The following is a 26,247-nucleotide window of genomic DNA, read 5'->3' as shown; positions in this document are numbered from 1 at the left end:
ACGGTGGTGTAAGAGACCACCAGCGCGCCAGGTGACTGGCGCGGCTCGGTAAACCCCACCGGGAGCAAGACCAGACAGCACACGGTCGAGGGCTGCTCGCCCGAGGTGTGCGGGTAGGTCGCTGGAGACGGCTGGCAACAGTCGTCCGAGATGGATGGCCGCCCTCGTCGCAACGCCAGCAATGGTGCGGCGAGACAGGACCCGGCGTACCGGCCGACTCATCCACCCGGCTCGCCCGGGCCCGGCGGAGGCTGGCCCGGTGCGTCGCGCCGCCGCCAGTGTCGCAAGGTGGGCCAGGACAGGCTGGGCTTCCTGGCAGCTGTCCGCGATCCTTCCTATCGTGGCGGCATGAGTGTCGAGACACCGACATCGGGGGAGATCAGCCGTTGGAAACGCCACTTCGCGGATGAGCGGGCTGTGGCCGGGGTGTTGCGGCGACTGTCCGACTCCACCGGGGAGAAGAGGGACGCCGAGGTCCTGCGCGAGCTCGCGGACGCCGAAGAGCGTCACGCCGAGCACTGGGCGGGGCTGCTGGACGCAGCGACCCCGTCGGAACCGTCGCGGAAGCTGAAGTTCCGCCTGTTGGACTGGCTGGCCGGGACGGCTGCCAGCGACGTGGTGCTGATCCTGCTGCAGCGCTCGGAGGCGCGCTCGGCGTACGTGAACGAGCCGGCTGCTCCGGCGCAGCTGGCAGCGGACGAGGCCGTGCACGTGGAGGTGCTGCGGGCGCTTGCGGCCCGCGGCCGGGAGCGGCTGTCCGGCAACTTCCGAGCCGGGGTCTTCGGCGCCAACGACGGCTTGGTGTCCAACCTCGCGCTGGTCGCCGGGATGAGTGCCACCGGTGTGTCCGGTCCCGTGGTGCTGGCCGCAGGGACGGCGGGTCTGCTCGCCGGTGCCATGTCGATGGGCGCCGGTGAGTACATCTCGGTGCGTTCGGCGCGCGAGCTGCTCGAGGCGTCGGCCCCGGGAGAGGAGGTGGCTCGGCGCTACGGCGACCTCGACATGGACGTGAACGAGCTCGCCCTCGTGTTCCGTGCTCGGGGGGAGAGCCCCGAGACGGCGCAGGCCGAAGCGAACCGGATCGTCGCGGGCTCCCGTGACGAGGGCGAGGGCCCCGGCTTGGAGGACGTGACCCCTGAAGCCGACTACCGGGCCGTGGGCAGTCCTTGGGGAGCGGCGCTGTCCAGCTTCTGCTTCTTCTCCAGCGGCGCGTTGGTGCCGATCCTGCCCTACCTGCTCGGCGCAGGCCCCGGCCTGGGCCTCATGCTGGCCATCGTTCTCGTCGGGCTGTCGTTGATGACGACGGGAGCCGTGGTGGGCCTGCTGTCCGGGGCCTCGCTCCTCTCCCGCGGACTGCGTCAGCTGATGATCGGCTACGGGGCGGCGGGCGTCACCTACCTGCTCGGCCTGGCCTTCGGCGCGTCCGGCGTCGCCTAGTCGCGCCTGCCGGCCCAGACCTCGACGGCTCCTGCCCCGCGCAGGTCGAGCACCTCCACGCCGCCCTCACGGCCGAAGTTGCCGATGTGACCGAGGTACAAGGAGCGCCCTGCGTCGTTCAACAGGCCGTCGTGGATCGGGATCACGCGGCCGGGCTCGACCCGCCGGACGAAGTGCACGACATCCTTGACGTCGCCCCACGGCGCACTGACCGGTACGCACAACAGGTCGATGTCATCCAGCAGCTCGTGCTCGGCGTCCAGCGCGTCGCCGGGATGGAACAGCGTCGGCTCCCCATCGGCCGTCACGACGAGTCCGACGTTGTCGGGCCGGGGCAGGTCCTCCAGGATCAGCGCGTGCCGCTCACCCACGGGCGTCACCGTGACGGCGCCGAGCTCGAGTGCGTCCCCGGCCTGCATCGTGTGCGTCCGGTCGCTGACTGAGGGCTCGGCGCTGGTCAGCTCGTCTGCGGCCTGCCCCTCGGCCCACACCCGAGCCTTCGGGCTGGCTGAGAGCAGCGTCGCGACCGCGGCACTGTCGAGGTGGTCCGGATGCACGTGGGTGACGAGAATCGCGTCGAGGTCACCCGCGCCGTCGACGTGGGAGAACGCGCCGGGGTCGATGAGCAGGCGCTGCCCAGCCACCTCCAGCAGCAGGCAGGCATGTCCCAGGTGGGTGAGGCGCATGGGCCCACGGTACGACGGGCCTCACCGCCTCGCAGGGGGTCGGGCCGGGAAGGGCTGCGTAGGATTGCCGGTCGTGCGGTTCCTCAACGGCGTTCGTCCCCCCCATGACCTGACGTACCACGACGTCTTCATGGTGCCCGTGCGCTCGGGGGTGGCCTCCCGCCTCGACGTCGACCTGCACACGTCGGACTCGGTGGGCACCACGATCCCGCTGGTGGTCGCCAACATGACCGCGGTCTCCGGTCGGCGGATGGCGGAGACGGTCGCACGGCGCGGCGGGATCGCCATCCTGCCGCAGGACGTCCCGGCGGAGATGATCGGCCGCAGTGTCGCCGCGGTGAAGCGCTCCCATCCCTTCTACGAGACCCCGATCACCATCGCCGCGGATTCGCCCGTGGCCGAGGTTCTGTCGCTGATGGGCAAGCGGGCGCACCACGCGGCCATGGTGGTCGAGGGACGTCGTCCCATCGGCATCGTCACCGAACGCGACTGCATCGATGTCGACCGCTTCAGTCAGGTGCACGACGTGATGAGCGAGCTCACCGTGGTGATCGAACCGGACGCCGACGCCCGGTCCTCCTTCGCCGCGCTGGAAGCGGCTCATCTCGACCTGGCGCCGGTGGTGCAGGACGGGGAGATGCTCGGGGTGCTGACGCGCACCGGGCTGGTCCGCTCTTCGATCTACACACCAGCGGTGGACGACCGCGGACGCCTGCTGGTCGGGGCGGCGATCGGTATCAACGGGGACATCGAGGCGAAGGCCCGGGCACTGCTGGACTCCCAGGTCGACGTCCTGGTCGTCGACACCGCGCACGGTCACCAGGACAAGATGGTCGAGATTCTCCCGCGAGTCGTGGCCGAGCGCGAACGCACCGCCGCTCAGACCGGGCGGAGGGTGCCTGTGGTCGCCGGCAACGTGGTCGCGGCGACCGGGGTGCTCGACCTCGTCGAGGCGGGGGCGGACATCGTCAAGGTGGGGGTCGGGCCCGGCGCCATGTGCACCACGCGCATGATGACCGGGGTGGGCCGGCCGCAGTTCTCGGCGGTCCTGGAGTGTGCGCAGGCCGCCCGCGAGGCGGGCGCCGACGTGTGGGCCGACGGAGGGGTGAAGTACCCGCGGGACGTCGCCCTGGGGCTGGCCGCGGGGGCGGCCTCGGTGATGGTGGGCTCGTGGTTCGCCGGGACGCACGAGTCGCCCGGCGACCTGATGCGCGACGCTGACGGTGCGCTGTACAAGGAGAGCTTCGGCATGGCCTCGGCCCGGGCGGTCCGTCAGCGGACGCGGGATGCCTCGCCCTTCGACCGGGCGCGCTCGGCCCTCTTCGAGGAGGGAATCTCCTCCTCGAAGATGTACCTCGACCCCGCCCGGGGTGGCGTCGAGGACGTCATCGACCAGATCATCTCCGGGGTGCGCAGCGCCTTCACCTACGCCGGGGCGCACGACATCCCGTCCTTCCACGAGTCGGTGGTGGTCGGCATCCAGGGGGCGGCGGGGTACGACGAAGGGCGTCCGCGCCACACTTCCTGGTGACCCTCTCCGCACCCCCAGCCAGAAAGTGTGACCTCGAGCCACAAGCTCGACGCTGGAGGTCGAGTTCAGGGCTGGGGGTGCAGCCAGTGCAGCAGTCAGGCGGGGCGCGGGCCCCCGAGGCCCGAGGCGGCGCGCCGGACCATCCGACCGACCCGACTTGGCTCGTCGACATCCGATGACGTGAGCCGCACCACGGCGTACCCGAGCGCGCGGATGCGGTCTTCCCGCTGCTTCTCCGCGACCAGCGCGGCACCGCCTTGCGTGCCGCCGTACTTCGTATGACCGTCGAACTCGACGACCACGCCGCATTCAGGGAGGTAGAAGTCGACGCGAGCCACAAAGCAGCCCGCCTCGTCGAGAATGGTGAACTGCGGCAGCGCACGCAGCCCCAGGTCCTCCAGAGTCAGCCGCAGGCGAGACTCCCCGGGTGACTCGGCGCTGGCGTGCGAGCGTTCGACGGCGGCGCGGGCACGCATCATGCCGGGGGTCCGTGTGAGCCGTTCCATCCATACGCAAAGCTCGTCGGATGTCGTCACGCGGCTGCGTAGGGCGGCGTCGGCGACCAGCACACCCGCTCGCATCCCGTACAGGAACGCGGTGCCCAGCACGGCCAGCGGCGCGATGACGACCGGCGTCCCGTCCCTGACCGTGGCCGTGCCCTCTGCGTAGCCCTCGTGCAGGGTATGCCGTGGGTAGCGGCGGGTCGTGCCCCGGGCGATGGCGCGCGCCACGTGTACACGGTCGAGATGGGCGTAGCTGACCGGGAGGTCCCAGACCAGCGCCGCGCTGGAGTGTGAGGCGACGAGGTGGCTCGGCTGGCGCCGGAGCACCGCCGCGAGCCGCAGCCGATGACGCTGCTCGGGGTCCCCGGCGGTCAACCGGTCGCGGAGGACGTAGCTGCCACGAGTGACCCGTTCCAGCTCGCCACGAGCGGCGGCAGCGCACAGGTCGCCGTTCGAGAGCCCGAGCGAGGCAGCGTCGGCCGAGGTCACGATGCCCTCGTGGTCGCGGAGCCAGGCGTGCAGCGCGGGGTCCATGCAGGGCAGCATGCCCTCTGCTCTGAGACGGCGTCCGGGTCGTCCACAGGCCGCGACGCCCCGAGTCGACCCCCAGCGCCGAACCTGTCTTCGAGCGCCGAACTCGGCGCTTGAAGACGAACGATCCGGCTGGGGGTGCGGGAAGGAGCCGTGGTCAGCTGCGGTGGTGGCTGGCCAACCAGGCCGCTCCGATGATGCCGGCGTCGTTGAGCAGGTGTGCCGGCACGATGGGCGCCCGCAGGTGGAGCAGGGGCAGATACTTCTCGGCCTTCTTGGACACCCCGCCCCCGACGATGATGAGATCCGGCCAGAGCAGGTCCTCCACATGGCTGTAGTACCGCTGCAACCTGGCGGCCCAGTCCTCCCAGGACAGGTCCTCGTCCTTGCGCGCGCTGTTGGCCGCCCAGGTCTCGACGTCCTCGTGCTCGTCGAGCTGCAGATGCCCCAGCTCGGAGTTGGGGATCAGCTCACCCCCGAGGAACAGCGCCGTGCCGATCCCGGTGCCCAAGGTCGTCACCAGCACGGTGCCGTCGTTGCCCTGGCCGGCGCCGTAGTGCATCTCCGCCGCTCCGGCGGCGTCGGCGTCGTTGATGACGATGACGTTGCGCCCCACCGCATCGGCGAACAACGACTCCGCGTCCGTCCCGATCCAGGACGTGTCGATGTTGGCCGCGCTGCGCACCGTGCCGTGATGGACCACCGAGGGGATCGTGATGCCGATCGGCGACTTCTTGCCGATGTCGTCGGAGAACTTGTCGGCGATCTTGGCGACGACCTCGGCGACCGCGTCGGGGGTCGAGTCCTCGGGAGTGTCGATGCGCTTGCGGTCGGTCGCGAACTCGCCGGCCTTGAGGTCCACCGGCGCCCCCTTGATGCCGCTGCCGCCGATGTCGATGCCCAGCACGTGGTCTTTGGCCATGCTCACTCCTTGGGTAGGTGGTTCACGCCCAGGTCAGGGCATGGTGAGGATCTCGGCGCCGTCGCGCGTGATCAGCAGCGTGTGCTCGAACTGCGCCGAGCGGCGTCCATCTGCGGTCACGATCGTCCACCCGTCGTCCCACTCGTGCCAGTCGGGCGTGCCGAGGTTGAGCATCGGCTCGATGGTGAACGTCATCCCTTCTTCGATCAGCACGTCGTGCTCGGGCGCGTCGTAGTGTGGGATGACCAGACCCGAGTGGAAGGCCTGCCCGATCCCGTGGCCGGTGTAGTCCCGCACGACCCCGTAGCCGAAGCGACGCGCGTACGACTCGATGACGCGGCCGATCACGTTGACCGCGCGGCCGGGCTTGGCCGCCTTGATCGCCCGGTGCAGCGCCTCCTCGGTCCGCTCGATGAGCAGCCGGGACTCCTCATCGACCGAGCCGACCTCGAAGGTGGCGTTGGTGTCACCGTGGACGCCTCGGACGTATGCGGTGATGTCGACGTTGCAGATGTCGCCGTCCTCGAGCCGGCGGTCGTCGGGGATCCCGTGACAGATCACCTCGTTGACCGAGGTGCACAGCGACTTCGGGAAGCCCCGGTAGCCCAGCGTCGACGGGTAGGCGTCGTGGTCCAGCAGGAACTCGTGCCCGACCCGGTCGATCTCGTCGGTGCTCACCCCGGGGGCGACCGCGCGGCCGCACTCCACCAAGGCCTGCGCCGCGAGCGCTCCGGCGACCCGCATGGCCTCGATGGTCTCCTCGTCCTTGACCTCGGAGGCCGGGGCGATCGTGGGTGCCGGCCGTCCGACATACTCCGGCCGGACGATGTGGGCGGGCACCGTGCGCCGGGGAGCGACCCGGCCAGGACGGAGCAGGGTGGGCGCGGTCGGCATACGGTGGAGTCTAGAGGTCGGTGCGCGGCCGTTCGAGAGGAAAGCGAGGGCGACATGCAGTACTGGTTCAACGTCGACACCAAGTCGGTCGAGGCCCACGACGACCCCAAGCGCGCCCGCAGCGCGAACCTGCTGGGGCCCTACGACAGTCACGACGAAGCCGCAGCGGCCCTGGAGAAGGCCCAGGCGCGCAACGAGCAGTGGGAGGCCGAGGACGACACGTGGGAGAACGGCCCCCCTGAGGACCGGGACTAGGGGTGCGCGTCGGCAGCGCTGGGGCCCGACCTGGCGTGCACCTCCACCACGTACCCGCCGCTGAACGGCTCGCGGTCCCACGTGCCCCAGCGGTGCAGCCGGTGTAGCCCTGCCGCCTCGACGGCGACCTCGACCTCCTCGATCGGGGTGATCGGGCAGCCGGACGGCAGGCTGTGCTCATGGAGCCCGAAGCCCCAGATGAGCAGGCCGCCCGGTCGTAGCTGCGAGCTCAGGGCTCGCACGGCGTCGGTGAGCGTACCTGGGGCCAGGAGCGGCACGACGTTCCCGGCCGCGATCACCACGTCGATGTCGGCCGTTCCCTCTCGGTAGGAGGTGAGATCGGCCTCGACGAAGACCGGCTCGCGCGTGGGAGCGGGTAAGTCAGTGTCGACTACCTGAGCCGCGCGCGCCCGGCTCAGCATCCGCGCGTCGCTGTCCACGCCGGTGACCGCGTAGCCCATCTGGGCCAGCCGCCAGGCGACGCGGCCGGTCCCACAGCCCGCGTCCAGCACCGTTCCCCCTTCGGAACCCAGCGACGCCACCAGGTCGGCCTCTGCGTGCGCGCTCCCGCCGGCCTGGCGCACCTCAGCCAGGCGCTGCGCTACGACGTGGTCGTAGTCCCGCACCGTCTCGTCGCTGGACAGGTGCTGCCAGCGGCTGGTCATCGGCGCAGCCGGGGGAGCACCTGCTCGGCGAAGACGTCGATCCACTCGCGCTGGTTGCGGCCCACGTTGTGCAGGTAGATCCGGTCGAAGCCGAGGTCGGCGTACCGCTGCAGGTGGCGCCGGTGCACGTCCGGGTCGGCAGAGATGACCATGCGACCCTCGAAGTCCTCGGGGCGCACGAGCTGGGCCATCGCGGCGAAATCGTGTGGGGAGCGGATGTCGGCCTTGGCGAACTTCATCCCGCCGTTCGGCCACTGGGTCATCGCGTTGCTCAACGCCTCCTCCTCGGTCGGCGCCCACGACAGATGGACCTGCAGCACCTTGGGCATCGTGTCCGGGTCCTTGCCCGCCTCGCGCGCCCCCGAGACAAAGCGCTCGAAGAGGCCCTCGATCTTCTCCAGTGGGGCCCCGACGGTGATGATGCCGTCCGCCAGCCGACCGGTCTTCTTGGCGTTGACCGGTCCGGCGGTGGCCACCAGGATCGGAGGTGGCTGGTCCGGCATGGTCCAGATCCGCGTGGTCTCCATGGCGAAGAACTCGCCGGCGTGCTTGGTGTCCTTCCCGGCGGCACTCGCTTCGTAGAGCTGGTTGATCAGCCCGATGGCCTCGAACATGCGTCGCGAGCGCGCGCCGGCCTCGGGCCAGTAGCCGCCCAGGACGTGCTCGTTGAGGGCCTCGCCGGCTCCGACCCCCAGCCAGCTGCGCCCGGGGTTCATCGCCTCCAGGGTCGCCGCCGCCTGGGCCACCAGCGCAGGGTGCATGCGGAAGCTGGGGCACACCACCCCTGGGCCCAGGTCGCCGGTGGTGCGCTCGCCGACCGCAGCCAGCACGTTCCACACGAAGGCGGACTGCCCCTGCTCGGGGACCCAGGGCTGGAAGTGGTCGGCAGCCATGCAGCCGGAGAACCCACGGGCCTCGGCGTACTCGGTGAGCTCGACCGCCTCTCGAGGGTGGAACTGCTCGAGCATCGCCGCGTAGCCGATCGTCAAGCCGCCCATCATCCCAGCCTATTCCCCACCCCCAGCCAGGAATCATGACCTCCAGCGTCGAACGTGCGGCTCGCGGTCGAGGTGGGGGCTGGGGGTCGCGATCCCAGCGACAGCACGGGTGGCAGAGGGGCATCCCGGACCCGACGCGGCTCGGTACCCTGCCGGTGTGGACGACCTGCTCGTCGAGAGAGTCTTGCGGGTGGTGGAGCGCATCCCACCGGGACGGGTGGCCTCGTACGGTGATATCGCAGAGATCGTCGGGGTCGGCCCGCGCTATGTCGGACGCGTCCTGCAGGTGTTCGGTTCCGGTGTGCCGTGGTGGCGGGTGGTCAACGCGCAGGGGGATCCCGGTGGGGGGCTGATCGCGCGAGCGCGGCCGCACTGGGTGGACGAGGGCATCACGGTCAGGCCCAGCGGACGCGGGTGCCAGATGGCGCGGTTCCGGGCCGACCTCCCAGCGCTGGCCACGGCGTACGAGTCGGCTGTGAGCGACCTTCCCGATCGCTAGTTGCGGGGAGCGTGGGCGGGGGCGCGCACGGAGGTGCGCGTTCGGACGCGGCAGGTCGACTCGGCGCCAGGACCGCCTCGGTCAGGCCCGTCACCGCGACCCCCAGCCCCCGCCCTGACTTCGAGCCGCGAATTCGACGCCCGAGATGACCCTTTCTGGCTGGGGGTGGCGGCGAAGGGGGCTAGGGGGACCGGTGCGGGACGTGGGCCTCGAGGTCGGCCAGCCACGCCTCGGCATTGCCGTCCGAGGGCGCGCGCCAGTCGCCTCGCGGCGAGACCGCGCCCCCGGTGGAGACCTTCGGCCCGTTCGGCAGGGCCGAGCGCTTGAACTGGCTGAACCCGAAGAACCGCCGCACGAAGACCTCCAGCCAACGGCGGATCTCCGGCAGGTCGTAGGCGCGTCGCTCGTCGTCGGGGAAGTTCGGCGGCCACCCGCCCGCCTCGACGTCGTGCCAGGCGTGCCAGGCGAGGAAGGCGATCTTGCTCGGCGCGAAGCCGTGTCGCAAGACGTAGTGCAGGTGGAAGTCCTGCAGCTCGTACGGGCCGATCTGCGCTTGCGTGCTCTGCGGCTCCGCCCCGTCGGCGGGCACCAGCTCCGGGGTGATCTCTGTGTCCAGGATGGACTGCAGCACCTCACCGACCTCGTCGTCGAACATGGCCGAGGAGATCACCCACCGGATCAGGTGCTGGACCAGCGTCTTGGGCACCCCCGGGTTCACCGAGTAGTGCGACATGTGGTCCCCCACCCCGTAGGTGCACCAGCCGAGCGCGAGCTCGGACAGATCGCCCGTGCCCAGCACGATGCCGCCGCGGGCCCCGGCCAGGCGGAACAGATAGTCGGTCCTGAGGCCTGCCTGCACGTTCTCGAAGGTGACGTCGTACACCAGATCGCCGTGAGCGTACGGGTGGTCCAGGTCCTCGAGCAGCTGTCGTGCCGCCGGGGTGATGTCGATCTCCGCGAAGCTCACCCCGAGTGACCGGCTCAACGCGGTGGCGTTGGCCTTGGTGTGCTCCGAGGTGGCGAAGCCGGGGAGGGTGTAGGCCAGGATGTCGCTGCGAGGCCGACCGAGCCGGTCCATCGCGTGGGCGGCCACGATCAGCGCGTGCGTCGAGTCGAGCCCTCCGGAGACCCCGATCACCACCGCCGGGTCGCCGATCGCGGAGAGCCGCTGCTCCAGGCCGGCGACCTGGATGCTGCAGGCCTCGAAGCAGTCGAGCGCCAGCTGGTCCGCGTCGTTCGGCACGAACGGGAACCGGCTCACCTCGCGGCGCAGTCCGATGTCGCGCCGCGGCGGCTCCACAGTGAAGGCAGTCGTCCGGAACCGGGCGGCGAGCTCGTGGTGCGCGGCGCGGTTGTCGTCGAAGGAGCCGTTGCGCAGCCGGTTCTGCCGGATCCGGTCCAGGTCGATGTCGGCTACCGCGCGCCGTGGGCCGCTCGGGAAGCGCTCGGACTCGGCCAGAAGCTCGCCGAGCTCGTGGATCATCGTCTGCCCGTCCCACGACAGGTCGGTGGTCGACTCGCCCAGCCCGGCAGCCGCGTAGGCGTAGGCGCACGTCAGCCGCGAGCTCGCATCGGCGCACAGGCCCTGCCGCTCGCGGGCCTTGCCGATGTTGACGGGGCTCCCGGACAGGTTGGCCACGAGGCTCGCGCCGGCCAGCGTCGCCGGCGCGCTGGGGGAGATCGGCACCCAGAGGTCCTCGCACACCTCGACGTGGAGCACCAGGCCGGGGACGTCGGTCGCGGCGAAGAGCAGGTCCGGCCCGAACGGCACCCGCTGTCCGGCCACGTCGATGCTGTGCCCGTGCCGGTCGGCGCCCGAGGCGAAGTGGCGCTTCTCGTAGAACTCCCGGTAGTTCGGCAGGTACGACTTGGGCGCCACGCCGAGCACCGCCCCCCGGTGCACGACCACGGCGCAGTTGTACAGGCGGTTGCCCTGGCGCAGGGGAGCCCCCACCACGAGCACGGGGAGCAGGTCCGCGCTGGCCTGCACCACCGTGCTCAGACCCTCGTGAACGGCGTGCAACAGGGCGTCCTGCAGCAGCAGGTCCTCGATCGCGTACCCGCTCAGGGCCAGCTCGGGAAACACCGCCACGGCGACGCCGTCCTGCGCGCACTGCTGTGCCTGCTCCACGACCCGGTCGGCGTTCGTGGCCGGGTCGGCGACGGCGACCTGCAGGGTGCAGGTGGCCACTCGGGCGAAGCCCTGGTCGTAGGCACTGAAGAACTCCACCCTCGCAGTCTGTCAGGCAGCCGGGAGCCGATGCGGCAGGATGAGGTCATGGACCGTCAGCAGGAGTACGTGCTGCGCACGATCGAGGAACGCGACATCCGCTTCGTGAGGTTGTGGTTCACCGACATCCTCGGTGCCCTCAAGTCGGTGGCGGTGGCGCCGGCTGAGCTGGAGCAGGCCTTCAGCGAGGGCATCGGCTTCGACGGCAGCGCGATCGAGGGGTTCACCCGCGTCTACGAGGCCGACATGGTCGTCCAGCCCGACGCCAGCACGTTCCAGGTGCTGCCGTGGCGGGGCGACAACCCCGGCACGGCACGCATGTTCGCCGATATCAGGATGCCGGACGGCTCGCCTGCGATGACCGACTCGCGCTACGTGCTCCGGCGCACGCTCGACAAGGCATCGGAGGAAGGGTTCACCTTCTACACCCACCCCGAGATCGAGTTCTACCTCTTCAAAGAGCCGTACGAACCCGGCAGCGCCCCGGTCCCGGTGGACAACGCCGGATACTTCGACCACGTGGCCCGGGGCGACGGCCACGACTTCCGCCGAGCTGCCATCAGCATGCTCGAGCAGATGGGCATCTCGGTGGAGTTCAGCCATCACGAGGGTGGCCCGGGACAGAACGAGATCGACCTGCGATATGCCGACGCGCTGTCGATGGCGGACAACATCATGACCTTCCGCACCGTCGTCCGCGAGGTCGCACTGCAGCACGGTGCCCTGGCCAGCTTCATGCCCAAGCCGCTCGCGGGTCAGCCGGGCTCGGGGATGCATACCCACATGTCGCTCTTCGAGGGGGACAACAACGCCTTCTACGAACCCACGGCCGACTACGAGCTGTCCTCGACCGGTCGCCGGTTCACCGCCGGAGTGCTCGCCCACGCCCGCGAGATCAGCGCGGTGAGCAACCAGTGGGTCAACTCCTACAAGCGGATCTGGGGCGGCGGGGAGGCACCGGCGTACGTGTGCTGGGGGCACAACAACCGCAGCGCACTGGTGCGCGTGCCGATGTACTCGATCGGCAAGGGACACAGCCGCCGGGTCGAGATCCGCTCCATCGATGCGGCGTGCAACCCCTACCTGACGTACGCCGTGGTGCTCGCGGCCGGGCTCAAAGGCATCCGGGAGGAGTACGAGCTGCCCGACGAGGCCGAGGACGACGTCTGGAGCCTGACGGACGGGGAACGCCGCGCGATGGGCATCGACCCGCTGCCCCAGTCGCTCGGGGAGGCCGTGGCCCTCATGGAGAACAGCGAGCTGCTGCCCGAGGTGCTCGGCGAGCAGGTGTTCGACTTCTTCCTGCGCAACAAATGGCAGGAGTGGTCGGACTACCGACAGCAGGTCACCTCCTTCGAGCTGGATCGATACCTGGTGCGGCTGTGAGCGCACCTCCCGGTGACGTCTCGCCGGCAGACCTGGCCCGGGCCGGGTTCACCCGCACCTCCCGGTCGGCTCGGGTCATCGCGGACGTGGTCGCCCTGCTCGGTCAGCGGTCCGCAGAGCTGGACGTCCCGGCTCTGGTGGGCGACCTGGGCGCCGTGGCCGACCCCGACGCGGCGGCGCTGGCCGTCGTGCGCTTGGTGGAGAAGAGCCGGGACGCCGCGACGCTGATGCTCCACCCCGGCCCGCAGCGTGACCGGGTCCTGCGGGTGCTCGGCGCGAGCACAGCGTTGTCGGACCACCTGGTCAAGCACCCTGAGCACCTCGACGACGCCGCGGATCCGAACCGAGCCCGGCCGGAGGCCGTGGTGGAGTCGGTGCGTGGGCTGAGTGGGCGAGAGGGAGCGGAGGCGCTCCGGGTGGCCTACCGCCAGCAGGTGGTGCGGATCGCCGCGACCGACCTGTCGGCGCAGGATCCGCTGCAGATCATGCCCGAGGTGGCGTCGGCCCTGGCCGACCTGGCCGGGGCGGCCGTGGAGGCGGCACTGTGGTTGGCGCGTGCGGAGGTCGAGGACCAGGAGCAGGCGCGGGTGACGGTCGTCGGCATGGGCAAGTGCGGCGGACGCGAGCTGAACTACATCTCCGATGTCGACGTCATCTTCCTGGCTGCTCCGGTCGACGGCGCGGACGAGGAGGAGGCGATGCGGGTGGCGGGGCGGATCGCCAGCACGCTGATGCGCATCTGCGGTGAGGCCACCGCGGAGGGCTCCCTCTGGCCGGTCGACGCAGCGCTGCGGCCGGAGGGCAAGAACGGGCCGCTGGTGCGAAGCATGGTCTCGCACCGCGAGTACTACGAGCGCTGGGCGCAGAGCTGGGAGTTCCAGGCCCTGCTCAAGGCGAGGGTCATCGCCGGTGACGCCGAGCTGGGGCAGGAGTGGCTGGACGTGGTCCAGCCCCTGGTCTGGGACGCCGGCAGCCGCGAGGGGTTCGTCGACGACGTGCGGGCGATGCGACGCCGCGTGGAGGAGAGCGTGCCTGCCGCCCGCTCCGACCGGCAGCTCAAGCTGGGGGCCGGGGGACTGCGCGACATCGAGTTCAGTGTCCAGCTGCTGCAGATGGTGCACGGCCGAGCGGACTCCAGCGTGCGGTCCGGGACGACGCTGGAGGCGCTGGCGGCCTTGCGGGACGGGGCCTACGTGGGGCGCGAGGACGCCGCCGCGCTGGACCAGGCCTATCGCCTGTTGCGTTCGCTGGAGCACCGGATCCAGCTGCACAAGCTGCGTCGAAACCACATGATGCCCGACAGTCAGGACGAGCTGCGCCGCCTGGGACGCTCGCTCGGAGAGCACTCCGACGCCGAGGGCGCGATCGTTCAGCGCTGGCGGGCTCAGCAGCGGGAGGTGCGCCGGCTGCACGAGCGCCTGTTCTACCGGCCGCTGCTGGCCGCGGTGGCCCGCCTGAGCAGCGACAGTCTGCGGCTGTCCCCGGAGGCGGCTCGCGACCGCCTGTCGGCGTTGGGCTTCCGCGACCCACCGGGGGCGCTGCGGCACCTGGAGTCGTTGACCGAGGGCGTCAGCCGGCGGGCCACCATCCAGCGCACCCTGCTGCCCGTGATGCTGAGCTGGTTCGCCGACGGTGCCGACCCGGATGCCGGGTTGCTCGCGTTCCGCCAGATCAGCGACGCGCTCGGGACGACGCACTGGTACCTGGCCATGCTGCGCGACGAGGGTAGCGCCGCCCAGCGTCTGGCGACGATCCTGTCCAGCAGCCGCTATGCGGTGGACCTTCTGCTCCGCTCGCCGGAGTCGGTCGCCCTGCTGGGCAACCCGGCCGACCTCGCACCGCCGGGGCGGGAGGCCCTCGACGGCCGCTTCAGCGCCGCCGAGCAGCGCCAGGAGCACGCCGGCGATGCCTACCACGCCATTCGTGCCGTCCGGGCCAAGGAGCTGGTACGACTTGTGCTGGCCGACCTGGTCGGAGACCTGTCGCCGACTCGGACGCGGGAGGCACTGACCGACCTGACCGACGCCTACCTGTCCGCAGCGCTGAACGTGGCCCGGCGCGACGGTGGCGACGCCGTCGAGATGATCGTGGTCGGGATGGGACGCCTGGGCGGACGAGAGCTGGGCTACGCCAGCGATGCGGACGTCATGTACTGCTACCGGGCGCGAGAGGGCGACCCGGAGGACGAGCAGGAGCGTCAGGCGGGCCAGATCGCCGCCCAGATCGTCGCCGACATGCGCAAGGGCCTGTCCGGGCACGGCCCGGACCCGACACTGGAGCTCGACGCCGACCTGCGCCCCGAGGGGCGCTCGGGTCCGCTGGTCCGCAGCATCGAGTCCTACCGCGCCTACTACGAGCGCTGGTCGGCGGGTTGGGAGGCGCAGGCGCTGCTGCGTGCCCGGGTGGTCGCCGGGGAGGAGTCACTGGCCGCCGACTTCACGAGGATGGTGGACCCGTTGCGCTGGCCTGCCGCCGGCCTGGACGAGCAGGGGATGCGTGCGATCCGCAAGCTGAAGGCTCGCATGGAGGCCGAGCGCCTGCCCAAGGGTGCCGACCCGCGCACCCATTTCAAGCTGGGGCTGGGCGGCCTGACCGATGTCGAGTGGGTGGCTCAGACGATGCAGCTCCAGCATGCGCACCGCGTGCCCGGTCTGCGCACCACCAGCACGGTGGAGGCGCTGCAGCAGGCAGTCTCGGCCGAGCTGCTCAGCCCCGCCGACGAACGCTCGCTCGCCGCGGCCTGGACGCTCGGATCGCGGCTGCGAGATGCCGGAGTGCTCTGGCGGGGCCGTCCGGTGGAGTCGGTCCCCAGCGACCACCGGGATGCGGAGGGGATCTCCAGGATTCTCGGGCGGCCGCGGGGGTCGGGAGCCGGCTTGGCGCAGAAATGGCGGCAGACGGCGCGCCAGTGCCGGTCGGTGGTCGAGCGCCTCTTCTACGGCGAGGGCCAGCCGATCCGGGCGTCGCCGCGCCGACCGGGACCGCGTCGTTCCTAGACTGGCGCCCGTGAACCTGCCTCCCGCGACGCCCGGCACCGGCCCCCTGGGGCTCTGGCTGTGCCGGGGCCGAGCGCGCGAGGTGAACGACTGGGCCGCCAAGAGCGTCGTGCCGCTGCTCGTGGCGCGTCGCGGCGCGCACACCGCGGTGGTGCCCCGAGGGTCCTCCGCGGTGGGCGCGCCCTACGACGACGCGGCCACCCTCTGTGCGGCGCGGCCGGCGCCGGCCAAGGTCGCCCCCGCCATCGGCTTCTGGGTGATCGAGGACCGCGCGGTGATCACCGTCCAGGCCCGAACGTGGCGACGCCGGATCCGCTGGGTCGTCTGGGACCCCGAACAAGGGGTCATCCGGCCGCCGGGCGTCGACATCGCCACTCCGCAGCAGGTGCTCGCCGCGGCGGGAGGCGGGAGCCGCTCCGAGCTGGTCGAGATGCTCGGTGAGCGTCACCACACGCCCCCGCGGCTGCTCAGCGCCGTGGTGACCGTGCTGGGTCTGCCGGGGGCGGACGTGCTGCTCGACCCGGCCGTGGCCGATACCTGGCCGCGGAGCACGCGCCACGAACCCGACGACCGGCAGGTCGAGTTCTTCGAGGACGCGGTCAAGCACGCCGTGGCGCTGCGTCGCGAGCTGGGTCTGCGCGGGTGAGCCTCACTCTGATGCCCGCCGTGGACGTGGCGGGCGGCCGCGCCACCCAGGGTCCGCCCGGTGCGCTGGATGACCCCCACGCGGTCGCGGCGGGCTGGGTGAAGGGTGGGGCGAGCTGGATGCACCTCGTCGACCTGGACCGTGCCTTCCGCCGTGGTGACAATCATGCGCTCATCCGCAGGCTCGTCACCGCTTCCACGGTGCCGGTCCAGCTCTCGGGCGGGATCGACGACGCCGAGACGGCCTCCTCGGCGCTGGCGACCCCGGCCTCCCGGGTGAACCTGGCCAGCACGGCCGTCACTGACCTTGTCCTGGTCGAGTCCCTGGTGGCCGCCCATGGACCGCGGGTGGTCGTGGGCCTCGACGTGCAGGGCGATCAGGTGGTGGCCCGGGGCAGCGGCGTCGCCCTGGGAGCGCTCGAGGAGGTCGTCTCGCGGGTGGCCTCCACCGGGGCGCGCGAGTTTCTCGTCGCCGATGCCCGGCGGGACGGCACCCGAGCCGGGGTGGACGTCGGCGTGCTGACCCGCGCGGTCGAGCGGCTACGGCGGCACGTGCCCCAAGCCCGGGTGGTGCTCTCCGGTGGGGTGTCCTCGTTGGCGGATCTGCGGGCCTTGACGCCTCTGGAGGAGCAGGGGGTGTGGGCGGTGGTGCTCGGATCGGCCTTGCACCACGGACGGTTCACGCTGGCCGACGCGCTGCGGACGGTCCAGGGCGATGTCTGAGCGGTTCGCCTCGCACGACCCGGGACGGGGTGACACGGCCGGCACGCCCTGGCGGGGTCGCACCCTGCCCGCCGGTATGCCGGACCAGGACGCGGGCGGCGCCGACCCCGCACTCATAGCCGCGGTGGCGCGGCCGCAGGAGGAGGCCGAGCTGGTCGCGGCCGTGGCCCGCGCCCGACTGCTGGTGCCGATCGTCGCCATGCCCGGGGCCCAAGCCTCCAGCGACATGGCCGCGGTGACCCTGACCGCGCCCGACGGGCAGCGGGCGCTTCCGATGTTCAGCAGTGTGTCCGCTATGGGCGACTGGGACGGGAGGGCTCGTCCTGTGCCCGTGTCGGCGCAGCGGGCGGCGGTGGCGGCCGTGCAGGAGGGCTGCGCGCTGCTGGTGCTGGATCCGGGTTCACCGCGGTCGGTCACCCTGCGGGGTTCGATGATGTGGGCGCTCGCGCAGGCTCGGCAGTGGCGACCTGCCTACCAGGAGCCACTGGTGCGGGCTGCGGTGGAGTCGGCCGTCACCGGAGAGCCGAACGTTGCTGCGGCGTGCGCCAGGCCCGGTGAGCACGGCGCCCTGTTGGTCGAGCTCGCCGTGACAGCCGGGCTCGATCGAGACGAGGTGGACGAGCTCGTGCGGCGCGTGGGGGAGCGAGTGGCCAGCGACGAGGACGTGCGGGCGCGCATCGACTCGATGCGCTTTCGCCTGAGGACTGCCTGACCGTGACCCCCAGCGTCGAGTTCGTCTTCCAGCCGCGAACTCGACGCTGGAGGTGGTGCTAGCTGGCTGGGGGTGGGCAGAGCAGGGGTGGGTCAGGAGGTGGCCTCCACCCGGGCGATGTCATCCTCACCGCCGGGGTTGGCCGCGCCCACCTCGGCCCGCACCATCGCCTCGATCCGGGCGCCCGTGTCCTCGTCCACACTCTTCCAGTAGCCGAAGGCACGCTCGAGCACCTCACCGGTCACCCCGCCCAACAGGTGTCCGGCGACCGTCTCGACGAAGGCGGCGCGCTGGGCGTCGTCCCAGACCTCGCGAACCATCGCTCCCGGTTGGCTGAAGTCGTCGTCGTCGGAGCGCAGGGTATAGGCCTGCCGCACCATGGCGCCGTCGGACTCCCAGGACTCGTCGACCTCACCGGTGAGGTCGGAGAAGCCCCGGCCCTGGCTGTTGGGCGCGTACACGGCCGCGTCGCCGGAGTGGTGGTAGGCCATCGGACCGTCGAAGGTGTACGTGTTCTGCTCGGACACGTTCTTGGCCTGGTTGACGGGCAGCTGCTGATAGTTCGGCCCGATCCGATACCGGTGTGTGTCGGAGTAGGCGAACGCCCGGCCGAGCAGCATCTTGTCGGGTGAGAAGCCGATGCCGGGCACGAGCGCGGAGGGCTCGAAGGCGGCCTGCTCGATCTCGGCGAAGAAGTTCTCGACGTTGCGGTTCAGCGTCATCGTGCCGACCTGGACCAGCGGGTAGTCCGAGTGCGGCCACACCTTCGTGAGGTCGAAGGGGTTGATGCGGTAGGCCCTCGCGTCCTCGTACGGCATCACCTGCACGTACAGCGTCCAGCTCGGGTACTCCCCGTCGGCGATCGCGTTGTACAGGTCGCGCCGGTGGAAGTCCGCGTCCTCCCCGGCGATGCGCGTGGCCTCCTCGCCGGTCAGCCCGTGGACTCCCTGGTCGGAGTGGAAGTGGTACTTCACCCAGTGCTTCTCGCCGGCCTCGTTGACCCACATGAAGGTGTGCGAGCCGTAGCCGTTCATCTCCCGCCACGAGCGCGGGATGCCGCGTTCACCCATGAGGTAGGTCACCTGGTGCGCCGACTCCGGGTTGAGGCTCCAGAAGTCCCACTGCATGTGGTTGTCCCGCAGCCCGTTGGCCCCGCGGCGCTTCTGCGACCGGATGAAGTGGGGGAACTTCATCGTGTCCCGGATGAAGAAGACGGGCGTGTTGTTGCCCACCAGATCGTAGTTGCCCTCGGAGGTGTAGAACTTCAGCGCGAAGCCGCGAGGGTCGCGCCAGGTGTCCGGTGAGCCCTGCTCCCCGGCCACGGTGCTGAACCGGGCGAGCATCTCGGTCTCGACCCCCGGCTGGAAGAGGGCGGCCTTGGTGTAGGCCGACACGTCGTGCGTGGTGCGGAACACCCCGAAGGCCCCGCCCCCCTTGGCGTGCACGTTGCGCTCCGGCACGCGCTCCCGGTTGAAGTGTGCCATCTGGTTCAGGAAGTGGGTGTCGTGCAGCAGGATGGGCCCGTCGGCGCCGACCGTCAGGCTGTTGCGGTCGCTGGTGGCCGGCGCACCGGTGTCCGTGGTGGACCCGGTGGCGGACTCGGTGGACTGGATCGGCTCGATGCTCGGCGACCCCTGGGTGCGCGGTGAAGTGCTCATGCACCCAGGGGATCATGTCCGGCACGCGTTCTCCACCTCGCCTCTGTCGAGGTGGAGCGCCGACGAGGCTGGGCATGAGCTCGAGGCTGTTATGCTCGGGTACGACTCATCGTCGGTGAGATGTCCTGTGCACCGTACACACGTACGTCAGTGCGGTTCATCGCGCCGGACGATGGTGAAGAGAGGCCTCGGCTTCCACCCGCGACGACCGCCAACCAGGTCGCCGGGTCCAGGGTCCCTGGTCCAGCCCTCCCCACGGAGGGCGCGTCACCCCGGTGGCGGGACCGGCGCTCAGGCCTCTCGTGCACCCGGTCACGAGAGGCCTTTCTCGTGCCGGGCGGAGGGCATCGACACAACGAAGGAGCGTCAACATCAGCGAACCTCGCATCAACGACCGCATCCGGGTCCCGGAAGTGCGACTCGTGGGCCCCAATGGTGAACAGGTCGGGATCGTGCGTGTCGAGGACGCGCTGCGGCTGGCCGCCGAGGCCGACTTGGACCTCGTCGAGGTGGCCCCCATGGCGCGGCCGCCCGTGGCCAAGCTCATGGACTACGGCAAGTACAAGTACGAGGCCGCCATGAAGGCGCGCGAGTCGCGCAAGAACCAGGTCAACACGGTGATCAAGGAGATCAAGCTCCGTCCGAAGATCGACGCGCACGACTACGGCACCAAGAAGGGCCACGTGGTCCGCTTCCTCAACGGCGGCGACAAGGTGAAGGTGACCATCATGTTCCGGGGTCGGGAGCAGTCGCGCCCCGAGCTGGGTTTCCGGCTGCTGCAGCGCCTGGCCGAGGACGTCAGCGACCTGGGCTTCGTGGAGAGCGCACCGAAGCAGGACGGCCGCAACATGGTCATGGTGCTGGGGCCCTCCAAGAAGAAGGCCGCGGTCCGTCAGGAGAAGAAGCGCGAGAGTGCCGGCCGGGGTTCCGGAGCCGCCGCCGACGAGCAGCAGGCCTCGGCGAGCTGATACAGCCCTACCCCTACGCCGGCTTGGCAGCCGGGCGCCCACGACGAAGCGCGACCCGGTCGCGCGATCGATGAAGGAGAACGACACATGCCGAAGATGAAGACGCACAGTGGCGCGAAGAAGCGCCTCAGGGTCACTGGCTCGGGCAAGGTCATGCGCCAGCGGGCGCGCCACGTCCACAAGTTCCAGGAGCGCTCCTCGGCCGCCGCCCGGCGGCTGGCCAACGACGTCCCGGTAGCCCCGGCGGACGTGAAGAAGGCGAAGAAGCTGCTCGGTCGCTGAGCGAGGCGACCGCGAACCCGTACCTCGAGCATCACTGACATACAAGGAGTACTCACGTGGCACGCGTGAAGCGGGCGATCAACGCCCACAAGAAGCGCCGAGTCGTCCTCGACCGCGCCAGCGGATACCGCGGGCAGCGGTCGCGGCTGTACCGCAAGGCCAAGGAGCAGGTCACCCACTCCCTGGTCTACAGCTACCGGGACCGCCGCAAGCGCAAGGGCGACTTCCGCCGGCTGTGGATCCAGCGGATCAACGCCGGGGCTCGCGCTCACGGTCTGACCTACAACCGCTTCATCCAGGGGCTGAAGGCCGCCGAGGTCGAGGTCGACCGCCGGATGCTGGCCGATCTCGCCGTCAACGACCCCACTGCCTTCGCCGCCCTCGTCGAGCTGGCGCGCACCCATCTGGGTACCGCGGCTCAGTCCAAGGCCGCGACTGACGCCGCCTGAGCGGTCCCGGGCGAGCGGGTCCGTCCGTCCCCGGCCAGCGCAGTGAGCGGTGAGCACATGCGCGTCGCCCTGCTGACGAACCCCCGTAGCGAGCGGGTGCGCGGTGTCGCCTCGCTGCGCCGCCGGGCCGTACGAGCCCGACGAGGCCGCTTCGTCGTCGAGGGACCGCACGCCGTGCGGGAGCTGATGTCGTACGCGGGCTCCGAGGTCCTCGAGGCCTACCTCACCGCGGACGCGTGGGCAGCGCACCCGGACCTGGCGCGGCTCGGTCACGAGCACGGTGTGCCGCTGTACGAGTGCACCGACCAGGTGCTCGAGGTGATGGGCGAGGCGGCGCACCCACAAGGCGTGCTGGCGGTGGCCCGTCCGGTCGATGTCACCGCCCAGTCGGCAGTAGGCGCGATCGGCGACGGGTTCGTGGTGGTGCTGAGCCACGTACGGGACCCTGGCAACGCCGGAACCGTGATTCGCGCAGCGGACGCGTTCGGTGCTGCCGCCGTGCTCATCTCCAGTGAGAGCGTCGACGTGTACAACCCCAAGGTGGTCAGGTCCACCGCCGGCTCGCTGTTCCACCTCCCGGTCAGTGTGGGCACTGAGGTGCAGGAGATCATCGACCTGCTGCGCGAGGCCGGCGTCGCTCTCTGGGCCGCCGACGGCAGCGGCCCGACGTCCCTGCCGCAGGCCGATCTCTCCGGGCCGCATGCTTGGCTGCTCGGGAACGAGGCGTGGGGACTGCCCGAGGATGTCCAGGCTGCCTGCGATGAGGCTGTGTCGGTCCCGATCGTCGGCCATGCGGAGTCGCTGAACCTGGCTATGGCGGCCACCGTCTGCCTGCATGCTTCCTCGATGGCTCGCGGCGCGGGCTGACTGTCCGCGGCGGTCCACACGACCTTCCTCGCCGCGCCGGAGGGGACGCCCGGGGTGAGACGTCGAGGCGGCAGCGGGACCCTGCCTAGACTGTCGCGCGTGTCCGTCCCCCCTGCCCGCGATGACCACGCCCCCGGGATCAGCCTGGAGCCGGCGACGATCGAGGCTCACCTGAGCGAGGCCGTGGCGGCCATTGCCGCGGCAGCGTCGCTGGAGGAGCTGAAGCAGGTGCGCCTGGAGCACGTGGCCGACCGCTCACCGCTGGCCGGGGCCAACCGCCTGATCGGCTCGCTGGCCCCGTCGGAGAAGGCCGCAGCCGGCAAGCTCGTCGGGCAGGCGCGGGCCCAGGTGGGCTCCGCCCTGGCCGCGCGTACCGCCGAGCTGGAGGCCGCGCGGGACGAGCGCATCCTGATCGAAGAGGCCATCGACCTCACTGCAGTGCCCGGTGCTCGTCCTCTCGGCCGCAGGCACCCGCTGACCCTGATGTGCGAGCGGATGGCCGACGTCATGGTGGCGATGGGATGGGAGATCGCCGAGGGGCCGCAGATCGAGGCCGAGTGGTTCAACTTCGACGCCCTGAACTTCGACGCCGACCATCCGGCGCGGGCGATGCAGGACACCTTCTTCGTCGACCCCGCGGACGCCGGACTCGTCCTGCGCACCCACACCTCCCCGGTGCAGGCGCGCTGCCTGCTCGAGCGGGGTGCGCCGCTGTATGTGGCCGCACCCGGCAAGACCTTCCGCACCGATGAGCTCGACGCCACGCATACCCCGGTCTTCCACCAGATGGAGGGCCTCGCGGTGGACCGCGGGCTGACGATGGCGCATCTGCGAGGAACGCTGGACCGCCTCGCTGGATCCCTGTTCGGCGACGGGATCGTCACTCGGTTGCGGCCCTCGTTCTTCCCGTTCACCGAGCCCAGCGCCGAGATGGACGTGCGCTGTTTCATCTGTGACGGCAGCGACCCGGCGTGCCGCACCTGCAAGGGGACCGGGTGGATCGAGTGGGGAGGTTGCGGGATGGTCAACCAGAACGTCCTGCGGGCGACCGGTGTCGACCCCGAGGAGTACCAGGGCTTCGCCTTCGGGATGGGCGTGGAGCGCTCGCTCATGATCCGCCACGGTGTGGCCGACATGCGCGAGATGATCGAGGGCGACGTCCGCTTCGCGGCGCAGTTCGGGATGGAGATCTGATGCTGGTGCCGCTGGACTGGCTGGCCGAGTACGTCGACCTGCCGCCGGGGACGACGGGTCAGCAGGTGGCCGCCGACCTGGTCACTGTGGGTCTGGAGGAGGAGGGGCTGCACGGTGGTGACCTTGCGGGCCCGCTGGTCGCCGGACGCGTCCTGGAGGTCGTCGCGGAGCCGCAGAAGAACGGCAAGGTCGTCAGCTGGTGCCAGGTCGATGTGGGCCAGCACGGCCAGCGGGTCAGCGACGGCACCCCTCAGGGCATCGTCTGCGGGGCGCCCAACGTGGCCGTGGGGCAGATGGTCGCGGTGATCCTGCCCGGCGGTGTGCTGCCCGGGGGCATGCAGGTCGAGGCCCGCAAGACCTACGGCCACCTGAGCGCCGGCATGATCTGCTCGGCCAGCGAGCTGGGGCTGAGCCAGGACAGCGACGGAATCCTCGTGCTGGAGGACTACCTCGACGACACCGGCGTGAGGCCCGAGCCCGGGGACGACCTGATCGGCCGGCTGGGTCTGGACGCCGAGACCGTCGAGATCAACGTCACGCCGGACCGTGGCTACTGCTTCTCGATGCGCGGCGTCGCCCGGGAGTACTCCCACGCCACGGCAGCGTCCTTCACCGACCCGGTCGCCGCGGCCGTGCAGCCCCCGGTCGCGGGAACGGGCGAGGGGTTCGGAGTGCGGATCGAGGACGAGGCCCCGCTCGCGGACGTCCCCGGCTGCGACCGCTACGTGGCGCGGGTGGTCCGTGACCTGGACCTGCACGCTCCCACTCCGGTCTGGATGCAGCGCCGCTTGACCGCCGCCGGCATGCGCCCGATCTCGCTCGTCGTCGACGTCACCAACTACATCATGCTGGCCACCGGTCAGCCGCTGCACGCCTTCGACCGCTCGACGCTGACCGAGCCGATCGTCGTGCGCCGGGCGCGGGCGGGGGAGTCGCTGACGACGTTGGACGGAGTCAGCCGGGTGCTGGACCCGGAGGACCTGCTCATCGCGGACTCAGCCGGGCCGCTTGCGCTGGCCGGGGTGATGGGGGGAGAGATGAGCGAGGTCGGCCCCGCTACCAGCGCCGTCCTGCTCGAGTCGGCCCACTTCGACCCACGCACCGTGGGACGCACGGCGCGGCGTCATCGCCTGCCCAGTGAGGCGTCCAAGCGCTTCGAACGAGGAGTGGACCCCGATATCGCCGGTGCCGCCGCGCAGCTGGCGGCGGATCTGCTGGTGCGTCTCGGTGGCGGGAGGCTCGAGGACGGATCAACGGACCTGGACCAGCGCGCGCCCGGCCCGGTGATCGGGCTGGACCCCACCCTGCCGGCTCGCTACGTGGGCGTGGACTACTCACAGGCCCGTGTGGTCGAGATCCTGACCGAGATCGGCTGCAGGGTGCAGGCATCTCGGGCCGGCTCTGCTGAGGGCGCGCAGAGCCCCGAGCCCAGGCTGGACGTGACGCCCCCGTCCTGGCGCCCCGACCTGACCGACTCCACCACGCTCGTGGAGGAGGTCGCCCGGATCGACGGCTACGACAAGATCGGGTCCGTCGTACCGGCGGCCCCGGGCGGTCGCGGGCTCAGCCACCCGCAGCGAGTGCGCCGTGCGGTGGCCACCGCGCTGGCCGGGCAGGGCCTGGCCGAGGTCCTGACCTACCCGTTCCTGGGCGCCGAACGGTTCACCGCGCTGGGGCTGGAGGCGAGCGACCCGCGAGCTCGCGCTGTGAGGCTGGCCAACCCCCTGTCCGACGAGGCGCCGCTGATGCGCACGGAGATCGTGCAGACCCTCGTCGAGGCGCTGCGGCGCAACGTGGCCCGAGGCGCGCGGGACGTCGGCGTGTTCGAGGTGGACACCGTGGCGCGCGAGCGGGGCCACGCGACCGCGCCGACGCCGGGTACGGGCTCGCGACCGGACGAGGCCACCTTGGAGCAGATCTACGCCGCGGTGCCCCACCAGTCCTGGCACGTGGCCATCGTGGCCGGTGGAGCCATCGAGCGGCGGGGGTGGTGGGGCCACGGACGTGCCGTCCATGCGAGCGACGCCGTGGCCTGGGCTCGCTCGGTGGCCGAGGCAGCCGGGGTGGGCGGGGTGACCGCGGTCGCCGATGAGCACCTGCCCTGGCACCCCGGCCGTTGCGTCCGGCTGGAGGCGGAGGGACGGGCGGCGCCGGACACGACGGCCCCGCGGCTGGTCCTGGGGTGGGCCGGTGAGCTGCATCCCAAGGTGGTCGCCCGGCTGGGGCTGCCCGAGCGTACGGTCGCCGCCGAGATCGACCTCGACGTGGTCGCGGCGCTCAGCACGGACCGGGTGCAGGCCCGAGCGCTGTCGGTACACCCGGCGGCCACCTCGGATGTGGCCCTCAGCCTGCCCCGCGCGGTGCCCAACGCGGCCGTGGAGGCCTCCCTGCGCCAGGGGGCCGGTGCCCTGCTGGAGAGCATCGCCCTGTTCGACGTGTACCAAGGAGAGCAGGTCGCGGCGACGGAGAAGTCACTCGCCTTTCGGCTGGTCTTCCGCGCGCCGGACCGCACGCTGCGCACCGACGAGGTGAACCGGGCCCGGGACGCCGCTGTCCGCCAGGCGCGCGAGGACCATGGCGCGCAGCAACGTTGAACGCCCACGACGAGTGAGGAGCACACGATGACCGCACGCCCGGAACGGGTAGCCATGGTGACGGGAGCATCGCGGGGTATCGGCGCGGTGTGCGCCGAGGCCCTAGCCGAGCACGGGTACGCCGTAGCCGTGCTGGCTCGGCGTCGAGAGTCATTGGAGCAGTCTGCCGAGACGGTGCGCAGCCACGGAGCCCAGGCGCTGGCCATCGGCTGCGACGTCACGCAGGAGGCGGCGGTCGACGCAGCGGTCGCCGAGGTCATGCAGCAGTGGGGTCACATCGACGTCCTGGTGAACAGCGCAGGCCTGATCGAGACCGAGGTGCCGATCTGGGAGGCCGACGCCGACGAGTGGTGGCAGGTGGTCGAGACGAACGTGCGCGGGCCGTTCCTGACCACGCGTGCGGTGACCCGGGCCATGCTGGGCACCGGAGTGCGCGTCATCAACCTGAACTCCGGGACGGGCACCAAGGACAGCCCGCTGATGACTGCCTACTCGGCCTCGAAGTCGGCGCTGGGCCGCATCACCGGTGGCACCGCCGCGGCGGGGGCCGAGCACGGGGTGCTGGCCTTCGACCTCGCGCCGGGGGTGGTGCGGACCGAGATGACCGAGTCGATGGAGGCCC

The 26,247-nt window shown here is 71.1% G+C and carries 24 protein-coding genes and 1 other RNA gene; 17 read left to right on the top strand and 8 right to left on the bottom strand.

The window, feature by feature from the left end; genetic code table 11:
- Together rnpB and VJ976_RS06715 are read left to right on the top strand one after the other, a co-directional pair.
- Window positions 1-225, top strand: an RNA gene (gene rnpB / locus VJ976_RS06720) — RNase P RNA component class A; the annotation flags it as partial.
- A 123-nt stretch (window positions 226-348) separates the two neighbouring features.
- Window positions 349-1,437 (top strand): VIT1/CCC1 transporter family protein, encoded by a 1,089-nt coding sequence (locus VJ976_RS06715; RefSeq protein WP_324099345.1) that lies wholly within the window; start codon window positions 349-351, stop codon window positions 1,435-1,437.
- On the opposite strand, the gene VJ976_RS06710 is transcribed toward VJ976_RS06715, so the two are convergent.
- Complete coding sequence (locus VJ976_RS06710) at window positions 1,434-2,123, bottom strand: MBL fold metallo-hydrolase (protein WP_324099344.1); 690 nt, start codon at window positions 2,121-2,123, stop codon at window positions 1,434-1,436. The genes VJ976_RS06715 and VJ976_RS06710 overlap by 4 nt on opposite strands.
- A gap of 73 nt (window positions 2,124-2,196) precedes the next feature.
- On the opposite strand from VJ976_RS06710, the gene VJ976_RS06705 reads away from it, so the two are divergent.
- Window positions 2,197-3,654 (top strand): GuaB1 family IMP dehydrogenase-related protein, encoded by a 1,458-nt coding sequence (locus VJ976_RS06705; protein WP_324099343.1) that lies wholly within the window; start codon window positions 2,197-2,199, stop codon window positions 3,652-3,654.
- 95 nt (window positions 3,655-3,749) lie between these two features.
- Here the strand turns inward: VJ976_RS06705 and VJ976_RS06700 are convergent, their stop codons facing one another.
- The 3 genes from VJ976_RS06700 to map all read right to left on the bottom strand — a co-directional run bounded on the left by VJ976_RS06700 (window position 3,750) and on the right by map (window position 6,504).
- Entirely contained in the window at window positions 3,750-4,691 is a 942-nt protein-coding gene (locus VJ976_RS06700) for a type IV toxin-antitoxin system AbiEi family antitoxin domain-containing protein (RefSeq protein ID WP_324099342.1), read from the bottom strand.
- 154 nt (window positions 4,692-4,845) lie between these two features.
- Window positions 4,846-5,610: a polyphosphate--glucose phosphotransferase gene (gene ppgK, locus VJ976_RS06695; RefSeq protein WP_324099341.1), complete on the bottom strand. Its 765-nt coding sequence runs from the start codon at window positions 5,608-5,610 to the stop codon at window positions 4,846-4,848.
- 33 nt (window positions 5,611-5,643) lie between these two features.
- Entirely contained in the window at window positions 5,644-6,504 is an 861-nt protein-coding gene (gene map, locus VJ976_RS06690) for a type I methionyl aminopeptidase (RefSeq protein ID WP_324099340.1), read from the bottom strand.
- A gap of 54 nt (window positions 6,505-6,558) precedes the next feature.
- Between map and VJ976_RS06685 the strand changes: the two genes are divergently transcribed.
- Complete coding sequence (locus VJ976_RS06685) at window positions 6,559-6,759, top strand: methionine aminopeptidase (protein ID WP_324099339.1); 201 nt, start codon at window positions 6,559-6,561, stop codon at window positions 6,757-6,759.
- Here the strand turns inward: VJ976_RS06685 and VJ976_RS06680 are convergent.
- Together VJ976_RS06680 and VJ976_RS06675 are read right to left on the bottom strand one after the other, a co-directional pair.
- Window positions 6,756-7,424, bottom strand: coding sequence for a class I SAM-dependent methyltransferase (locus VJ976_RS06680; RefSeq protein ID WP_324099338.1), 669 nt, complete (start codon window positions 7,422-7,424; stop codon window positions 6,756-6,758). The two genes, VJ976_RS06685 and VJ976_RS06680, sit on opposite strands and share 4 nt — an antisense overlap.
- Entirely contained in the window at window positions 7,421-8,422 is a 1,002-nt protein-coding gene (locus VJ976_RS06675) for a TIGR03557 family F420-dependent LLM class oxidoreductase (protein WP_324099337.1), read from the bottom strand. Before VJ976_RS06675 ends, VJ976_RS06680 begins: the two co-directional genes overlap by 4 nt.
- 157 nt (window positions 8,423-8,579) lie before the next feature.
- Here VJ976_RS06675 and VJ976_RS06670 point away from each other — a divergent pair, with 157 nt between their 5' ends.
- Entirely contained in the window at window positions 8,580-8,921 is a 342-nt protein-coding gene (locus tag VJ976_RS06670) for an MGMT family protein (RefSeq protein WP_324099335.1), read from the top strand.
- A 181-nt stretch (window positions 8,922-9,102) separates the two neighbouring features.
- On the opposite strand, the gene VJ976_RS06665 is transcribed toward VJ976_RS06670, so the two are convergent.
- Window positions 9,103-11,151 carry an NAD(+) synthase gene (locus VJ976_RS06665; protein ID WP_324099334.1) on the bottom strand — a complete coding sequence of 683 codons (2,049 nt, stop codon included), beginning with the start codon at window positions 11,149-11,151 and terminating at the stop codon, window positions 9,103-9,105.
- Window positions 11,152-11,199: 48 nt separating this feature from the next.
- Between VJ976_RS06665 and glnA the strand changes: the two genes are divergently transcribed.
- Genes glnA through VJ976_RS06640 form a run of 5 tightly spaced genes read left to right on the top strand, consistent with a single transcriptional unit; the run spans window position 11,200 to window position 17,613 of the window.
- On the top strand, window positions 11,200-12,537 hold the full coding sequence (glnA, locus tag VJ976_RS06660; protein ID WP_324099333.1) for a type I glutamate--ammonia ligase: 1,338 nt from the start codon (window positions 11,200-11,202) through the stop codon (window positions 12,535-12,537).
- Entirely contained in the window at window positions 12,534-15,533 is a 3,000-nt protein-coding gene (locus VJ976_RS06655; RefSeq protein ID WP_324099332.1) for a bifunctional [glutamine synthetase] adenylyltransferase/[glutamine synthetase]-adenylyl-L-tyrosine phosphorylase, read from the top strand. Before glnA ends, VJ976_RS06655 begins: the two co-directional genes overlap by 4 nt.
- 10 nt (window positions 15,534-15,543) lie before the next feature.
- Window positions 15,544-16,179 (top strand): hypothetical protein, encoded by a 636-nt coding sequence (locus VJ976_RS06650; RefSeq protein ID WP_324099331.1) that lies wholly within the window; start codon window positions 15,544-15,546, stop codon window positions 16,177-16,179.
- 11 nt (window positions 16,180-16,190) lie between these two features.
- The gene (locus tag VJ976_RS06645; RefSeq protein WP_324099330.1) at window positions 16,191-16,901 is read left to right on the top strand and encodes a HisA/HisF-related TIM barrel protein; all 711 of its coding nucleotides are present in this window, start codon (window positions 16,191-16,193) and stop codon (window positions 16,899-16,901) included.
- Window positions 16,894-17,613 (top strand): SseB family protein, encoded by a 720-nt coding sequence (locus VJ976_RS06640; RefSeq protein ID WP_324099329.1) that lies wholly within the window; start codon window positions 16,894-16,896, stop codon window positions 17,611-17,613. Before VJ976_RS06645 ends, VJ976_RS06640 begins: the two co-directional genes overlap by 8 nt.
- 92 nt (window positions 17,614-17,705) lie before the next feature.
- Here VJ976_RS06640 and VJ976_RS06635 read toward each other — a convergent pair whose 3' ends face one another.
- Window positions 17,706-19,271 carry a catalase gene (locus VJ976_RS06635; RefSeq protein WP_324099328.1) on the bottom strand — a complete coding sequence of 522 codons (1,566 nt, stop codon included), beginning with the start codon at window positions 19,269-19,271 and terminating at the stop codon, window positions 17,706-17,708.
- Window positions 19,272-19,693: 422 nt separating this feature from the next.
- On the opposite strand from VJ976_RS06635, the gene infC reads away from it, so the two are divergent.
- From infC to VJ976_RS06600, 7 genes are all read left to right on the top strand, one after another.
- Window positions 19,694-20,239 (top strand): translation initiation factor IF-3, encoded by a 546-nt coding sequence (infC, locus tag VJ976_RS06630; RefSeq protein WP_414693581.1) that lies wholly within the window; start codon window positions 19,694-19,696, stop codon window positions 20,237-20,239.
- Window positions 20,240-20,326: 87 nt separating this feature from the next.
- Complete coding sequence (gene rpmI / locus VJ976_RS06625) at window positions 20,327-20,521, top strand: 50S ribosomal protein L35 (protein WP_324099327.1); 195 nt, start codon at window positions 20,327-20,329, stop codon at window positions 20,519-20,521.
- A 56-nt stretch (window positions 20,522-20,577) separates the two neighbouring features.
- The gene (rplT, locus tag VJ976_RS06620; protein ID WP_324099326.1) at window positions 20,578-20,970 is read left to right on the top strand and encodes a 50S ribosomal protein L20; all 393 of its coding nucleotides are present in this window, start codon (window positions 20,578-20,580) and stop codon (window positions 20,968-20,970) included.
- 57 nt (window positions 20,971-21,027) lie between these two features.
- Complete coding sequence (locus VJ976_RS06615) at window positions 21,028-21,837, top strand: RNA methyltransferase (RefSeq protein ID WP_324099325.1); 810 nt, start codon at window positions 21,028-21,030, stop codon at window positions 21,835-21,837.
- Between the two features lie 138 nt (window positions 21,838-21,975).
- Window positions 21,976-23,031, top strand: coding sequence for a phenylalanine--tRNA ligase subunit alpha (pheS, locus tag VJ976_RS06610; RefSeq protein ID WP_414693582.1), 1,056 nt, complete (start codon window positions 21,976-21,978; stop codon window positions 23,029-23,031).
- Entirely contained in the window at window positions 23,031-25,625 is a 2,595-nt protein-coding gene (gene pheT, locus VJ976_RS06605; RefSeq protein WP_324099323.1) for a phenylalanine--tRNA ligase subunit beta, read from the top strand. Before pheS ends, pheT begins: the two co-directional genes overlap by 1 nt.
- 27 nt (window positions 25,626-25,652) lie before the next feature.
- Window positions 25,653-26,247: SDR family NAD(P)-dependent oxidoreductase (locus VJ976_RS06600; RefSeq protein WP_324099322.1), on the top strand; the 595-nt coding region annotated here is incomplete at its 3' end.

This window comes from Ornithinimicrobium sp. (assembly GCF_035267225.1).
In the GTDB taxonomy this organism is placed as follows: domain Bacteria; phylum Actinomycetota; class Actinomycetes; order Actinomycetales; family Dermatophilaceae; genus Ornithinicoccus.
This window is presented reverse-complemented; position numbering and strand designations above follow the sequence as displayed.